The 13,890-nt window shown below is 63.9% G+C and carries 15 protein-coding genes and 1 other RNA gene; 10 read left to right on the top strand and 6 right to left on the bottom strand.

Features of this window, described 5'->3' with window-relative positions:
- The gene (locus tag LB518_RS15295; protein ID WP_224578384.1) at window positions 1-222 is read right to left on the bottom strand and encodes a ribbon-helix-helix domain-containing protein; all 222 of its coding nucleotides are present in this window, start codon (window positions 220-222) and stop codon (window positions 1-3) included.
- Between the two features lie 265 nt (window positions 223-487).
- On the opposite strand from LB518_RS15295, the gene LB518_RS15290 reads away from it, so the two are divergent.
- Window positions 488-1,792, top strand: coding sequence for an acyltransferase family protein (locus tag LB518_RS15290; protein ID WP_224578463.1), 1,305 nt, complete (start codon window positions 488-490; stop codon window positions 1,790-1,792).
- Between the two features lie 49 nt (window positions 1,793-1,841).
- Here the strand turns inward: LB518_RS15290 and LB518_RS15285 are convergent, their stop codons facing one another.
- Window positions 1,842-2,039: a DUF4169 family protein gene (locus tag LB518_RS15285; protein WP_224578383.1), complete on the bottom strand. Its 198-nt coding sequence runs from the start codon at window positions 2,037-2,039 to the stop codon at window positions 1,842-1,844.
- A 76-nt stretch (window positions 2,040-2,115) separates the two neighbouring features.
- Window positions 2,116-3,519: a class II fumarate hydratase gene (gene fumC, locus LB518_RS15280; RefSeq protein ID WP_224578382.1), complete on the bottom strand. Its 1,404-nt coding sequence runs from the start codon at window positions 3,517-3,519 to the stop codon at window positions 2,116-2,118.
- Window positions 3,520-3,736: 217 nt separating this feature from the next.
- Between fumC and LB518_RS15275 the strand changes: the two genes are divergently transcribed.
- Together LB518_RS15275 and LB518_RS15270 are read left to right on the top strand one after the other, a co-directional pair.
- Window positions 3,737-4,624, top strand: coding sequence for a glycosyltransferase family protein (locus tag LB518_RS15275; protein WP_224578381.1), 888 nt, complete (start codon window positions 3,737-3,739; stop codon window positions 4,622-4,624).
- A 167-nt stretch (window positions 4,625-4,791) separates the two neighbouring features.
- Window positions 4,792-5,490, top strand: coding sequence for an NlpC/P60 family protein (locus LB518_RS15270; RefSeq protein WP_224578380.1), 699 nt, complete (start codon window positions 4,792-4,794; stop codon window positions 5,488-5,490).
- Window positions 5,491-5,532: 42 nt separating this feature from the next.
- Here the strand turns inward: LB518_RS15270 and LB518_RS15265 are convergent, their stop codons facing one another.
- The 3 genes from LB518_RS15265 to LB518_RS15255 form a co-directional block, all read right to left on the bottom strand.
- On the bottom strand, window positions 5,533-6,051 hold the full coding sequence (locus LB518_RS15265; protein WP_224578379.1) for an SspB family protein: 519 nt from the start codon (window positions 6,049-6,051) through the stop codon (window positions 5,533-5,535).
- Window positions 6,052-6,096: 45 nt separating this feature from the next.
- Window positions 6,097-6,459: a transfer-messenger RNA gene (ssrA, locus tag LB518_RS15260) on the bottom strand.
- A gap of 141 nt (window positions 6,460-6,600) precedes the next feature.
- Entirely contained in the window at window positions 6,601-7,290 is a 690-nt protein-coding gene (locus LB518_RS15255; RefSeq protein WP_224578378.1) for a TetR/AcrR family transcriptional regulator, read from the bottom strand.
- Between the two features lie 191 nt (window positions 7,291-7,481).
- Here LB518_RS15255 and LB518_RS15250 point away from each other — a divergent pair, with 191 nt between their 5' ends.
- The 7 genes from LB518_RS15250 to LB518_RS15220 all read left to right on the top strand — a co-directional run bounded on the left by LB518_RS15250 (window position 7,482) and on the right by LB518_RS15220 (window position 13,836).
- The gene (locus LB518_RS15250; RefSeq protein WP_224578377.1) at window positions 7,482-8,687 is read left to right on the top strand and encodes a multidrug effflux MFS transporter; all 1,206 of its coding nucleotides are present in this window, start codon (window positions 7,482-7,484) and stop codon (window positions 8,685-8,687) included.
- Window positions 8,688-8,787: 100 nt separating this feature from the next.
- On the top strand, window positions 8,788-9,582 hold the full coding sequence (locus tag LB518_RS15245; protein WP_224578376.1) for a thymidylate synthase: 795 nt from the start codon (window positions 8,788-8,790) through the stop codon (window positions 9,580-9,582).
- Window positions 9,583-9,604: 22 nt separating this feature from the next.
- Complete coding sequence (locus LB518_RS15240) at window positions 9,605-10,612, top strand: DUF4424 domain-containing protein (RefSeq protein WP_224578375.1); 1,008 nt, start codon at window positions 9,605-9,607, stop codon at window positions 10,610-10,612.
- A complete protein-coding gene (locus LB518_RS15235; RefSeq protein ID WP_224578374.1) occupies window positions 10,609-11,109 on the top strand; it encodes a GNAT family N-acetyltransferase in 501 nt (166 codons plus the stop codon). The genes LB518_RS15240 and LB518_RS15235 overlap by 4 nt, the downstream gene beginning before the upstream one ends.
- Before the next feature lie 105 nt (window positions 11,110-11,214).
- Complete coding sequence (locus LB518_RS15230) at window positions 11,215-12,561, top strand: APC family permease (protein WP_224578373.1); 1,347 nt, start codon at window positions 11,215-11,217, stop codon at window positions 12,559-12,561.
- A 182-nt stretch (window positions 12,562-12,743) separates the two neighbouring features.
- Window positions 12,744-13,256, top strand: a complete 513-nt coding sequence (locus LB518_RS15225; RefSeq protein WP_224578372.1) for a TIGR00645 family protein — start codon at window positions 12,744-12,746, stop codon at window positions 13,254-13,256.
- Window positions 13,243-13,836, top strand: a complete 594-nt coding sequence (locus LB518_RS15220) for a dihydrofolate reductase (RefSeq protein ID WP_224578371.1) — start codon at window positions 13,243-13,245, stop codon at window positions 13,834-13,836. Before LB518_RS15225 ends, LB518_RS15220 begins: the two co-directional genes overlap by 14 nt.
- Window positions 13,837-13,890 lie beyond the last annotated feature (54 nt).

The raw sequence follows: 13,890 nt of genomic DNA, 5'->3' as shown, positions 1-13,890 counted from the left end.
TCAGCGGCTGGCAGCGCCGAGGCGATACCAGTCGAGAACCGCGACCCGGATCGCGGACGAGAGATTGACCTCGGGCGCGCGGGTCGAGTCGATTTCGGCGACGAGGGCTGGCAGGGTCATGCCTCGCGCCGCGGCGATATCCTGCGCCGCCTGCCAGAACGCGTCCTCGAGCGAGATCGAGGTTCGGTGTCCGGCAATCGCGATCGAGCGCTTGCGGATCATGAGGCCTTGCTTCTCCCGCATACAGTCCGGCCGCCGCGTCGGCCGAATGATCGATGTCGATCCAGTTGCCCCGGCGCCGCCGCATGGGGCCAAACGATGCCCGCTGACCGCCACGCATTCAAGGGCCGGCAGGGGAGCGCTGCCGGCGATGTCGCTTGCGTTCCGTCAAGCCAGATCTTCATCGCGCCTGTGACCTCCGTCACAGCGGCATCGATAGGAGCCCTTAATCTTCGGTGGCTTGGGGAGCCCCACCGTGCCGGCGGGAATGCATCTGACTGGGCAGTTGTCAGAGGCGGCAGACCAAGGCTGGCCGCCCATCGCGCAGCGCTGGTGCTTGGTGACGCAATTTTTCGGAAACGGGTCTGGATCGAGGCCGGCGGAAGCTTCGAGGGTTTTCGGCCTCGATCTGCTGCGCGCCGTTTCCATCCTGATGATTGTCTATATCCACGCGATGGGGGTCGTGTCCGCGATCGTGGATCCGAACATCTACCTGATCCCGGCCACGGACGGCGTCTCGATGTTCTTTGTCCTCAGCGGCTATCTCATCGGCCGTATCCTGATCAAGACATTCGTCGAACGACAGGGCGATGCGCGCTCCCTCGGCCAGTTCTGGATCTTCCGCTGGTTCAGAACCCTGCCCAGTTACTACCTGATCCTGGTCATCCTCATCGTCGCCGGCAGGATGAACGGCTCCGTTCCCGATGCCCCGGTCGGTCCGTTCTTCATCTTCGCGCAAAATATTGCCTCGAAGCACCCGGCATTCTTCGGCGAGGCCTGGTCGCTCGCGGTCGAGGAATGGTTCTATCTGCTGATGCCGCTCCTGATGATCGGCGTGGTCTGGCGCTCTCCCAGCGTCGCGACAAGCCGGCGGCGGTTGATCGTCCTTCTCGCCGTCGTGGCGCTGGCCTCGATCGTCGCGCGGCTTCCCGCCGGCCTCGGCGGTCAGATCATGACCTATGCCGATTGGGACGCGTCGCTTCGCAAGCAGGTTCTGACGCGGTTCGACGCGCTGGCCATCGGCGTCTTCGGCGCCTATCTGAGCATCTACCGGGCGGATATCTGGACGCGGAACAAGCGCTTGCTGGCAGTCGTCGGCGCTGTCCTGATCATCCTGGATCGGCATGTCTTCTCGATGTATATGCCCTATGCGATCTATGCGTCGCTGACGGTGTTGCCGCTGTCGACCCTGCTCATGATGCCTTATCTTTCGCAGATGAGCTGCCGCCGGAGCTTGGTGACCGATGTCATCGAGTGGATAAGCCGCCGCTCCTATTCGATGTATCTGGTCAATCTGACGCTCACCTACCTGATCCTGTCGTATCTGCCGTTCACATGGGCCGGGGCGCATGCCGTCTATGTGAAATATGCGGCATATTGGGTGACCGTCTTCGTGATCTCAGCCATTCTTCATCGGCTTTGGGAAATGCCGATGATGAACCTGCGGGAGCGCTTCCGGTGGTCGACGCCGGCCAAGGCGTATGGTGGCAACGCCGCGCCCGCCGAAACCAGGACCCTCGATCTGATAAGGCCTGGGCTGACGGCCCCGACCGGGTTGACGGGCACCAGCTGATCATTCGCGTCGCCGCGTTCACGTTGAGCCTGACGGATTGGGCTGCGCTTCAGTCGCTCGGGTCGGATGGGTCTTCGCGCCGATGAGCATCGAGGCGACGGGTTTCGCGCTCCGCCTCGATCGTGTCCCGTTCCTTTTCGGCCTTGGTCCGGCCAAAACGGGTGCGGTTCTCAGTGGCGGCTGCGTCCTTCTCGGCGCGCGCCTTGCCCTTGCGGAAGCGGTTCAGGTTGACGATGTCAGCGGTCATTGACGATCCTCGCCACGCGGACGATGCACCCGGAGCGCGGCGGCCGCAAGCGCCGCCGGTGCGGTGAAGCTGCGCCTTATTTCGGGCCGATCATGTCCTCAGGACGCACAACTTCGTCGAACTCCTCATCCGTGACATAACCGCCGCCGACAGCTTCCTCGCGCAGCGTGGTGCCGTTCTTGTGCGCGGTCTTGGCGATCTTGGCGGCGTTATCATATCCGATCTTGGGCGCCAGCGCCGTGACGAGCATCAGCGAGCGCTCGACGCCATGGCGGATATTGTCGAGGCGGGGTTCGATGCCGACGACGCAATTGTCGGTGAAGGAGACCGAAGCATCTGCGACGATGCGCACCGACTGCAGAAAATTGTAGGCCATCAGCGGGTTGTAGACGTTGAGCTCGAAATGGCCCTGGCTGTCAGCAAAGGTGAGGGCGGCATTGTTGCCGAACACCTGCACGCAGACCTGCGTCAGCGCCTCGCACTGGGTCGGGTTGACCTTGCCAGGCATGATCGACGACCCGGGCTCGTTTTCCGGCAGCGACAGTTCGCCGAGACCGGCGCGCGGACCGGAACCGAGCAGGCGGATGTCGTTGGCGATCTTGAACAGCGAGGCGGCGACGGTGTTGATCGCACCATGGCTGAACACCATCGCATCATGAGCGGCCAGCGCCTCGAACTTGTTCGGCGCGGATGTGAACGGCAGGCCGGTGATCGCGGCGATGCGCTCCGCAACCTTCTCGGCGAAGCCGATCGGCGCGTTGAGTCCGGTGCCGACGGCCGTGCCGCCCTGCGCCAGTTCCATCAGGGCGGGCAGCGTCATCTCGATGCGCGCAATGCCGTTCTCAACCTGCTTGGCATAGCCCGAGAATTCCTGGCCGAGGGTCAGCGGCGTAGCGTCCTGGGTGTGGGTGCGGCCGATCTTGACGATGTCGGTCCAGGCCTTCGCCTTCGCGTCGAGCGCGGCATGCAGATGCTTCAGTGCCGGGACGAGCTTGGCGACGATCTCCTCCGCCGCCGCGACATGCATCGCGGTCGGATAGGTGTCGTTGGACGACTGGCTCATATTGACGTGATCGTTCGGATGAACCGGCTTCTTCGAGCCGAGTTCGCCGCCGAGCATCTCGATGGCGCGATTCGAGATCACCTCATTGGCGTTCATGTTCGACTGCGTGCCGGAGCCGGTCTGCCAGACGGCGAGCGGGAAATGGTCGTCCAGCTTGCCGTCGATCACCTCCTGTGCCGCATCGACGATGACGGCTCCGAGCTTCGGGTCGAGCCGGCCGAGCGCCATGTTGACCTCGGCGGCGGCGCGCTTGACGACGCCGAGCGCACGCACGACCGGCTTTGGCTGCTTCTCGGTGCCGATCTTGAAATTGCCGAGCGAGCGCTGCGCCTGCGCGCCCCAGTAGCGATCCGTCGCCACTTCGATGGGGCCGAACGTATCTGTCTCGATGCGGGTCGAGGGAAGGGACGTCGTCATGGCGCGCTCATGGCCTTTCTGATGGATCGGAAGGGCGCCGGCCCTGTGGATCGGCCGGCAGCCCGACAGGATGCGCGGTGTCTAGCATGCGGCTTCGGAGCCTGCCAAGGCGACGGCGCGTCGCCACGCCGGCAGGATTGCCGCATCGCCTGCGAGCGGTTAGGAAGACGCGGCCTCATGACCGAAGGCGAGGGCGACAAGGGACAGGTTGGTTCGAATGCGCGTCAGCGGCTTCACCTTCATTCGCAACGGCTCGCGGCTGAATTACCCCTTCATCGAGAGCATACGCTCGGCACTTCCGCTCTGTGACGAGTTCGTCGTTGCCGTCGGCGCAGGTGACGATGATACGCGCGAGCGTATCGTCGCGATCGGCGACCCCAAGATCCGCATCGTCGACACGGTCTGGAATCCGATCCTGGTGAAGCGCGGCTTCGTGCTGGCGCAGCAGAAGATGATCGCGCTCTACAACTGCACCGGTGATTGGGCCTTCTATATCGAGGGCGACGAAGTCCTGCATGAGGACGACCAGGCGGCCGTCCGCGCAGCCATGGAGCGCCATCTCGATAATCCCGATGTCGAGGCGCTGTGGTTCGACTACCGCCACTTCTATGGCGATGTGAACTGGATCACGCAGACGCACAGTTATTACCGCCGCGAGGCGCGGATCATCCGCAACACGATCCGCGTGACGACGACGGATTCGCTCTATTTCCTGGTCATGGACAAGAAGAAGCGCGGTCGCTACCCGCGCGCCGCTTCGGCCGATGCGCGGCTGTTCCACTACGGCAATGCGCGCTCGCCGCTGCCGATGTGGCACAAGCGGCGCGAGATGAGCCAGCTCTACACCGCCAATCCCGAAACCTATCCGCCGCCCTTCCATGGCATCACGCGGCAGGAAGCCTATACGATGGACAAGCGGCTGATCCGCCGCTTCGAGGAGACGCATCCCGCCGTCATGGCCGACTGGATTGCCGCGCAGGAAGGCGATCCCTACGAGCCGCAGTTCGGGCAGCATAATCTGCGCGAATGGCGCAATCTGATGGGTGTGCGCATCAATCGCTTCCTGCCGATCGATTTCAGCAAGAAGCATTTCAAGCCCGTCTAGCTGTCGTCGCGGTCTGGCCGAGCCCAATAGCTTCGAGAGCCCGTTATCTGCTGCTTCCGCGTCGCTGCAGGGTCGGCGTTGGGACGTGCACTGCAACGTTATACAACTTAAAGTAGCAAATTGCGTATGTTTCCGCTATCCTGAAGGGCTCAATCAGGGAGCGACTCATGAAAATCATCGACATTCAGGTTGCGCTGGCGAGCCTCGGCTTCAGGCCGGGGCCGCTCGATGACATCTGGGGTCGGCAGACGGCTGCCGCGGTCAGGGCCTTTCAGGCGAAGAACGGTCTCGATCCGGACGGGGTTATCGGTCCGATGACGCTGGCGGCCTTGATGCCGAACGTTGCCCGATCCCTGGATCTCAGCGATCCGACGCTGGTCTGGTTCAAGGAGGCTTGCCGCTTGAAGGGTGTGACGGAAGTCGCAGGCCCAAAATCGAACCCGGTGATCGACGGATGGGCCAAGGGGCTCGGCATCACCTATGGCGGCGACGACATTCCCTGGTGCGGGCTTTTCGTCGGCCACTGCATCAGCGCGACGCTCGACCGCGAACCGACGCCAACGGGGCTGCTCAGCGCACGATCCTGGCAGCAGTTCGGCGTGGCAACGTCACCGACGCCGGGCGCCGTGATGGTGTTCTGGCGCAAGTCGAAGCAGAGCGGATTAGGACATGTCGGCTTCTATGCCGGGGAGGATGACGGCGCTTACCGCATCCTCGGCGGCAACCAGTCGAACAGGGTTTCGCTCGCCTGGGTGGACAGGGACCGCCTGGTCGCTGCGCGGTGGCCGTCGACCGTGCCGCCGCCTGTGCCTCACAGCGTTGAGATCAAGAATCGCAGCGAAAACCTGTCCTGGAACGAAGCCTGAAGTCCCGTCAGGAACGGGCTTTAGGGACGGGCAACTGGCCCGTCAGTTCTTCTTGCGGAATGAGTCGAGGCGGACGATCTGGGCCTCGCCGGGCTTTTCCGGCTCGGCGTCCGGTTCCGCGGAAGCGGCCGGTTGATCGAGCACGAGCGCGGAGGTCTCGACCGCCTCCATCTCTGAGGAGGCCTCTTCGTCACCCTCTTCAGCGGGCGCCGATTCGAACTGCAGTCCGAACTGGACAGAGGGGTCGACGAAGCTCTTCACGGCCGTAAACGGCACGAGCAGACGCTCGGGCACGCCATTGAAGGAAAGTCCGACCTCGAAGGCATGTTCGGTGACCGAGAGGTCCCAGAACTGGTGCTGCAGCACGACGGTCATCTCCTCGGGATACTGGGCGAGCATCCGGCTGGAGATGCGCACGCCAGGGGCGCGCGTTTCGAAGGTGACGTAGAAATGGTGCTCGCCGGGGAGGCCCGTCTTGGCGACTTCGGCGAGGACCTTCCTCACGACGCCCCGGAGCGCGTCCTGGGCCAGAATATCGTAGCGGATCAGATCCTCAGGCATCTACCAAGCGTCCCTGCCGTTCCCGGCGCAGGACCGGGGAAATGAAGTGGAGGCTTCTGTTGCCAGGTGCCTCCGAACCCCGCCTTACAGTGCTACCCGCAAGGACTTTGATTTCGGTACCAGCACCGCATTACGCGGCGAGGGCCACCGGAGCATAGTTGTCATTCGCAACTATAGGTTTGGTCCGATATCGGCGGTACCATGCCGAGCGAAAGAACACCCTTTACGCCCTCGTCGATCCTATTTCGCCCCCGCCGAAAGCCACCCGCGATGGGTGGGGTGGCCTTGGGTGGAGGCGCCGGGTACCGCCCCCGGGTCCGATGGGTTTATTTCGATGACCGTTTATCGCCATAGCCGGCTTGCGCCGGCACCGGAGATATAGGGGATCGCGATGCGCGTGAAAAGGTGCGCGTGTCGCGCGCGGCCGTTCGGGTCTCGCATCGCTGTGTTTTCCAGCGCTTGTTGCACTCTCGCGTCGACACGCCCGCGCCGGCCGGCCGAGCCTTCCCTGTGCAATCCAGGGTCGATCGACTCGGATTGTTCGGGCCCTCAGATCTTCGCCGTGCCGAAGGCTCGCAGGAATGTCGCGACGCCGTTGGCCGCCGCGCTGGCGATGTCCGCGTCCGTGGCCGTTCCACCAGCCTTTGCCGTGCCGCTGATATCGGCGTGGATGAGGGCGATGAACTGCCGCGCGGCGCGCTCGGGGAGGTCGAGTTCAAGACGGCCCTCCTGCGCCAGACCTTTCAGGCGGTCGCCGATCAGTGCCGCGAGCCGATCTGGTCCCTCGCTCCGCCAGGTGGCGAAGAGCGCCGGGTGGCGCTCGCCATCCCGCTCGACGAGACGTCGCAGGGCATCGCAATCCCGGTTGCAGAGGCAGTTGCGGATGAGACGCTCCGCAAAAGCGGAAAGTGCCGCCGCCAGATCATCCGGCTGATCGGGAAAGCTTGCCAGCGTCCGATAGAATCCGGCATTCGCCCGTTCCGCCATCGCGGCGACGACAGCGGCGAACAACGTCTCCTTGTCACGATAGTGATTGTAGACTGTCTGGCGCGCGACGCCCGCCACCAGCGCGATGGCGTCGATGCTGGCTCCGGCAAAGCCGTCGCTCGCAAAAGCATCCTCCGCCGCCTCGATGATCGATTGGCGTTTGGCGCAGTGACCATAGAGCGGCGGGGTGGTCCCAGCGCAGTCGATGTCGGCCGCCGCGTCCTCGGACGAGGGCGCGCGGCGTGCCTTCATCGTCACAGTGTCCGATGCCTTCATGCACTGCAACATAAGAGGGGTTGACCGTTTGGACAATACTGTCCAGAAACATGGCGCTCCGGTCCAGAAGCGGCGCGTGTTTCACAGCGCCCCGTCCGGCTTTCTTGCATTTCCATTCATCTTCCGCTGGCTATCGCCGCGCGGGCCGTTTCCAAGGGGCTCCGGCCATGAAGTCGTCTCTTCTCCGCTTCGCGGTGGTGCTTGGCCTGCTCAGCGCCATTGGCCCGTTTGCGATCGATATGTACCTGCCGGCGCTGCCCTCGATCGGGGCCGATTTCGGCGTTGGAACCAGCGCGGTGCAGGCCAGCCTGATGGCCTTTTTCGTCGCGCTCGGTCTCGGCCAGCTGGTCTATGGTCCCGTATCCGACATGCTCGGCCGCAAGGCACCGCTCTATTTCGGCCTCAGCCTCTTCATCGTCGGCAGCATCGGCTGTGCGCTGGCGCCGTCGATCGGCGTCCTGATCGCATTCCGCTTTGTACAGGGCCTCGGCGCCTGCGCCGGGACCGTCGTGCCGCGCGCCGTGGTGCGCGATCTGCATACGGGGCCTGAGGCGGCCAAGCTCATGTCGATGCTGATGCTCGTCTTCAGCATCTCGCCGATCCTGGCGCCGCTCGTCGGCAGTGGTGTGATCGTGGTCGGGACGTGGCGCGCCGTGTTCTGGTTCGTAATGATCGCCGCGCTGCTCGGGCTCATCCTGCTCTGGCTGGCCCTGCCGGAGACGCGACCCGCAGCCGAGCGTCGCGAAAGCAGCTTCGGCAGTGCCATGGCGGCCTATTGGCTGCTGCTGCGCGACCGCCGCTTCCTCGGTCTCGTCTTCCTCGGCGCCTTCGGCATTTCGAGCTTCTTCGCCTATCTCGCCAATTCATCCTTCGTGCTGATCGATCACTATGGGCTGACACCGACGCAGTACAGCCTGGCCTTTTCGGTGAATGCCGTATCGTTTTTCGGCGTCGCGCAGTTGAACGGCGTGCTGGCGCGGCGGTTCGGCCTGCAGCGGTTGATGCGCTATGCCGTCGTCGGCTATGCGGTGCCGATGGTCGTCGTGTTCCTGCTGTTCCTTTCGGGCGTCGACAGTCTGCCGGTCATGATGGTGATGCTGTTCATCGCCTTCGGGTTCCTTGGCCTCGTGGTACCGTCCTCGGCAGTGCTGGCGCTCGACGATCACGGCGCGATTGCGGGGACGGCCTCGGCTTTGATGGGAACGCTGCAGTTCGGCGCCGGTATTGTGGTGATGGCGGTCGTCGGTCTCTTTCTTGATGGAACTGCTGTGCCGATGCTGGCGGGCATCGCCGGCGCCTCGGTGATCGCGCTAGTCTTGACCTATCTGACCCCGGCGCGGTCCAACCTCGTGCTGGGAGCCGCCGCCGAATAGCGTGCGAACGGCGCTCGGCAAGCGCGCTTTTGCTGGCGCCCTTGCTTCGTTCGGATCATGATCGGATATATCAGCTGAAGACGATTCATCGAGGCCGATCATGCGGCAATATCACGACCTGATGCGGCTGGTCCTCAAGGACGGCGCCAAGAAGACCGACCGGACGGGCACCGGCACGCTGTCGATTTTCGGCCACCAGATGCGGTTCGACCTTTCCGAAGGTTTCCCGCTGGTGACGACCAAGAAGCTGCATCTGCGGTCGATCATCCATGAGCTGCTCTGGTTCATCGCCGGCGACACCAACATCAAATATCTGAACGATAACGGTGTCTCGATCTGGGACGAGTGGGCCGATGAAAATGGCGATCTCGGCCCTGTCTATGGCAAGCAGTGGCGTTCGTGGCCGGCCGCCGACGGGCGGGTGATCGACCAGCTCGGCTCTGTTGTCGAGATGATCCGCAAGACGCCCGATTCGCGCCGCCTCATCGTCACGGCCTGGAACCCGGCCGAGATCGAGGCCATGGCATTGCCGCCCTGCCATCTCCTGTTCCAGTTCTATGTCGCCAATGGCAGGCTCTCCTGCCAGCTCTACCAGCGCTCGGCCGACATCTTCCTCGGCGTGCCGTTCAACATCGCGTCCTATGCGCTGCTGACGATGATGGTGGCGCAGGTGACCGGGCTTGAACCTGGCGATTTCATCCACACGCTCGGCGATGCGCATCTTTATTCCAACCATCTCGTGCAGACGCGCGAGCAACTGGAGCGCACGCCGAAGGCGCTGCCGACGATGAAGCTCAATCCCACGGTCGCGCGGCTCGAAGACTTCCGCTATTCGGATTTCGAGCTCGTCGGCTATGCTCCGGATGCTGCGATCAAGGCGCCCGTCGCGGTCTGACGGGCACAGCCCCGGAGACATCATGCGACGCGCTCTTTTGCCCGCCGTCCTGCTTGCGCTGGCGATGCCGTGTGCGGCTGAGGCCAACGATTCGACCGCCGAACTCGGCGCGGGCGGCCTCGTCTATGTGACGACCGAGGCCATCCACATGACCTCCGAAGACCTTTTCATCTCGATGGACGCCGTGCGCGTTCGCTACACGTTCGAAAACGTTTCGGACAAGGACGTGACGACGCTGGTCGCGTTTCCGATGCCCGATATCAAGGGTGCGCTCGACTTCATCGAGGCGGTGCCGGTCGACGACCCGGTCAATTTCCTCGGCTTCAAGACGGTGGTGGACGGCAAGCCTGTTGACGCGAAGGTGCAGCAGCGCGCAAGCGCGATTGGTGTCGACCAGACCGCGTATCTGCAGGCGCTGGGTGTACCGCTCGCACCGCAGCTGACGGCGACCCGCGATGCGCTCGACGCGCTGCCGAAGGAGAAATGGGAGGGGCTCATCAATCTCGGACTCGCCATTCCCGACACTTTCGATGCCGGCAAGGGCTGGGAATATCATCTGGCGCCCAACTGGCGGCTTTCGACGGCCTATTACTGGGAGCAGACCTTCCCGGCGAAAAAGACGGTCGTCGTGGAGCACAGCTACAAGCCGAGTGTCGGAACCACCGCCGGCACCATTTTTTCCGACGGCAATCTGGCGGCCAACGACGCCTTCCCCGGCTACCAGCAGAAATACTGCACGGACAAGAGCTTCGTCGCGGCAGCTCGGAAGGCAGCCGCGAGCCATACGGGCGATGACTTCCTCATGGAGAACAGGATCGATTATATCCTGACCACCGCCGCCAACTGGGCCGGATCGATCGAGAAGTTTCACCTGACGATCGACAAGGGCGCGCCCGGCAATCTCGTCAGCTTCTGCGGCGAGGGCGTCAAGAAGACCGGGCCGACCACCTTCGAGATGTCGGCGACCGACTTCTATCCCGAGCATGATCTGTCGATCCTGATTCTCCGCGGCGCCAGGAGCGCTCAATGAGTGAAGAGCGCCCCATGAACGAGCGCCTCGTCATCCGTCCGGCTCGCCCCGGCGACGGTCCGCTCGTGATGGATTTCGTGCGCGCGCTCGCGGACTATGAGCGGCTGTCGCATGAGGTCGAATCCGATGCCGCAGCCATGGATGCGGCGCTGTTCTCGCCGCATCCGCGCGTCTTCTGCGAGATCGCCGAACATGACGGCCAGCCGGTGGGTTTCGCCCTCTGGTTCTATACGTTCTCGACCTTCCGCGGGCGGCACGGCATCTATCTCGAGGATCTCTTCGTCAAACCTGAAAGCCGTGGGTTCGGCATCGGCAAGGCGCTGCTCGCCCATGTCGCGCGCCGCTGCATCGCCGAGGAGCTCGGCCGGTTCGAATGGTCGGTGCTGGATTGGAATGCGCCCTCGATCGCGTTTTATGAAGCGCAGGGTGCGAAACTCGTGGATGGCTGGCTGCGCTGCCGCGTCGAAAACGAGGCGTTGTGGGCGCTGGCCGGCTGAGCGGCCGGACACGGCGCGCGCCAGCGTGACGATGCGGCCAATTTCCACCATTGCCGCCCGGTCCGGCGTGCCAATAAGTGCGACGGCACTGGCGGAGGGCAGGGAATGGCGAAGCTTAAGCGGAACCTCGGACCGATCGAGGCTGTCGGCTTGTCGCTCTCCGTGATGGCGCCGACGATGGGTATGGCGCTCAACGTGACGCTGGCCGCAGGCGCCGCCGGAACGGCAGCGCCGCTCGGCTTTGCCGTCGGCACGGTCGTCGTCGCCGTCGTGGGGCTCTCCTTCATCTTCTTCGCGAGCCGGATCACCAGCGCCGGTTCCAGCTATGCCTATATCGGCGAGACCTTCGGTCCGCGCGCCGGCTTCATCGCAGGCTGGTGCATGCTGCTGCTCTATATCGCCGGCGGTTCCGGCAGCGCGGCGTTGTTCGGCAACTTCCTGCGCGCTGCGCTGGCCGATCATGGCGTCGAGATCGGCGGCTGGTGGCTGGCGCTCGGTGTGGTCGCGCTTGGCCTCTCCACCGTCTTCGCCTGGCGCGACATGAGCTTCGCCACCCGGCTGATGCTGATCATGGAGCTTTGCTCGATTGCGGTCATCATCTATCTCGGCATCCGCATCCTCTCCGCCGTCGGCGGTGCCGAAGGGTTGAGCGCGGCCCCGTTCCGGCCGGATCCGAGCATCGGTTGGTGGGGCATTGGCTATGCCGTCGTGTTCGCGGTCCTGTCCTTCGCCGGGTTCGAGGCTGCCACGACCCTTGCCGAGGAGACCCGGAGCCCCGGCCGGGCGATTCCGCTCGCGCTGGTAGGCTCGGTGGTGCTGGCGGGGGTATTCTTCGTCTTCGCCTCCTACATCCAGATCGTCGGCTTCGGGCTCGACAACGTGAAGGCGCTGGTGGCAAGCGAGGCGCCGCTCAACACTTTGGCACTGAAATTCGGCACCCTGCGAATGGCCACGGCGCTCGACATCGCGACATCGGTGTCCGCGCTTTCCTGCGTCATCGGCACGCTCTCGGCTGGCGCGCGCATGCTGTTCGTGCTCGGCCGCGCGGGGTTGTCCGCGCGCGCCGCCACCGTGCACCCCGTCTACGGTACGCCAACGGTGTCCGTCGGGATCGTCAGCATCCTGATGCTGGCCGGACTGCTCGCCTGGGCGCCTTTCGTCGGGCCGACTGACTATTACGACAGCGTCGGCACCATCGGCGTTCTCGCGCTGATCGTCGCCTATCTCGGTGTGACGGCCGCTGCGGCGATTCACGCGCTGCGCAGCGGCAGCCGGCTGTGGCTGGCGCTCGGTGGGCTGGGTACGGTCGCGATGGCCTGGCCGCTCTACAACTCGATCTACCCGGTGCCGGATTTCCCCGGCAATATCTGGCCCTATGTCGTCATCGGCTGGATCATGCTCGGGGCGGCCCTGCTGGTAGCCCGTCCTGCGATCGGCGGCAGCGAACCCTAGGATCGAGCGTCATTCGGCTCAGGCCGGCGCGGAAATGGCGGCTTCTGGAAATCGGAGGCCCCTCCGCTCGTTCATGAAACTTGCATTGGCTGACTAGCTTAAGCGCGATGACGATCCGTCCTAGCCGCGGGCGTGCGGCTTTCCTATATTGCGGCGCGATAGTCAGCGGAACGGAGCCCTCCTTGCGATCCATCGAAGCCTTGATCGAACGCGTGATCCTTGGAAGCCGCTGGGTGCTCGTCGTCTTCAATTTCGGCCTTGCGGCGGCCCTTGTTCTCTATGCCTTCTCGTTCATCCTGAAATTCATCAAGGTCGCCTCGGGCGTCTTCGTTCTCGACGAGAGCGAGATGATCCTCTCGATGCTGAGCCTTATCGATGCGACGCTCGTTGCCAGCCTGCTGCTGATGGTGATGGTTTCGAGCTACGAGAACTATGTGAGCCGCCTCGACAATGCCGATGTGCAGCTTTCCTGGCTCGGCAAGCTCGATGCCGGCAGCCTGAAGATCAAGGTCGCCTCGTCGATCGTCGCGATCTCGTCGATCCATCTGCTGCAGATTTTTCTCAACGCGGACAGCTACGACAACATGAAGATCATGTGGTTCGTGGTCCTGCATCTCACATTCGTGATCTCGGCGCTTCTGCTGGGCGTCCTGGACCGCATTTCGGCGAAGGGCGATTCGCATGGCAAGCCTTGACGCGGCCAGCATCGACACGCCGGATGTCGAGGCGAGCGGCCACGACGTCGAACCGCTCAGGCTTTCGATCATCGCGGCCGTCGCGGAGAACGGCATCATCGGCGCCGGTGGCGCGATGCCATGGAAGCTCTCCACCGATCTTCGCCGCTTCCGCTCGATCACGACCGGCAAGCCGGTGATCATGGGTCGCAAGACCTTCGCCTCGATCGGCCGGGCGCTCCCGAACCGCGTCAACATCGTCGTCTCGCACGACCCTGGCTTCAATCCGGAAGGCGTGGTCGTCGTGCCGACCCTCGAGGCCGCGATTTCAGCGGCGATCGCGGCGGCGGCGGCGTCCGATATGGTCGAGGCGGTGGTGATCGGTGGCGGCGAAATCTATCGCGCCTTTCTGCCGCAAGCGGACCGGCTCTACATCACGCATGTCGAGGCCGCGCCGGAGGGCGACGTTTCGTTCCCCCCGATCGAACCCGCGAGTTGGCGTGCCGTCTCGAGCGAGGCAGTCCCTGCCGGGCCGGCGGACAGCGCGGCGACGCGCTTCACGGTCTATGAACGGATCGGAAGTTCGGCGGCTTTTCGTTGACACGGCTTTCGCTGCACCCCACTTCTGGCGTCAGCGTGGCCATATTGATTGCGG

The sequence above is a fragment of the Mesorhizobium sp. BR1-1-16 genome (assembly GCF_020165495.1).
GTDB lineage: Bacteria > Pseudomonadota > Alphaproteobacteria > Rhizobiales > Kaistiaceae > Kaistia.
The sequence above is the reverse complement of the archived record's forward strand: the minus strand, read 5'-3'. Positions and strand labels throughout refer to the sequence as shown.

Bases quoted from the DNA above. Each gene is read 5' to 3' on its own strand.
- LB518_RS15285 (WP_224578383.1), bottom strand. From the start codon at position 2,039: ATGACCGCTGACATCGTCAACCTGAACCGCTTCCGCAAGGGCAAGGCG.
- LB518_RS15250 (WP_224578377.1), top strand. From the start codon at position 7,482: ATGAAGTCGTCTCTTCTCCGCTTCGCGGTGGTGCTTGGCCTGCTCAGC.
- LB518_RS15255 (WP_224578378.1), bottom strand. From the start codon at position 7,290: ATGAAGGCACGCCGCGCGCCCTCGTCCGAGGACGCGGCGGCCGACATC.
- LB518_RS15290 (WP_224578463.1), top strand. From the start codon at position 488: ATGCATCTGACTGGGCAGTTGTCAGAGGCGGCAGACCAAGGCTGGCCG.
- LB518_RS15265 (WP_224578379.1), bottom strand. From the start codon at position 6,051: ATGCCTGAGGATCTGATCCGCTACGATATTCTGGCCCAGGACGCGCTC.
- LB518_RS15240 (WP_224578375.1), top strand. From the start codon at position 9,605: ATGCGACGCGCTCTTTTGCCCGCCGTCCTGCTTGCGCTGGCGATGCCG.
- LB518_RS15270 (WP_224578380.1), top strand. From the start codon at position 4,792: ATGAAAATCATCGACATTCAGGTTGCGCTGGCGAGCCTCGGCTTCAGG.
- LB518_RS15230 (WP_224578373.1), top strand. From the start codon at position 11,215: ATGGCGAAGCTTAAGCGGAACCTCGGACCGATCGAGGCTGTCGGCTTG.
- LB518_RS15295 (WP_224578384.1), bottom strand. From the start codon at position 222: ATGATCCGCAAGCGCTCGATCGCGATTGCCGGACACCGAACCTCGATC.
- LB518_RS15235 (WP_224578374.1), top strand. From the start codon at position 10,609: ATGAGTGAAGAGCGCCCCATGAACGAGCGCCTCGTCATCCGTCCGGCT.
- fumC (WP_224578382.1), bottom strand. From the start codon at position 3,519: ATGACGACGTCCCTTCCCTCGACCCGCATCGAGACAGATACGTTCGGC.
- LB518_RS15245 (WP_224578376.1), top strand. From the start codon at position 8,788: ATGCGGCAATATCACGACCTGATGCGGCTGGTCCTCAAGGACGGCGCC.
- LB518_RS15275 (WP_224578381.1), top strand. From the start codon at position 3,737: ATGCGCGTCAGCGGCTTCACCTTCATTCGCAACGGCTCGCGGCTGAAT.
- LB518_RS15220 (WP_224578371.1), top strand. From the start codon at position 13,243: ATGGCAAGCCTTGACGCGGCCAGCATCGACACGCCGGATGTCGAGGCG.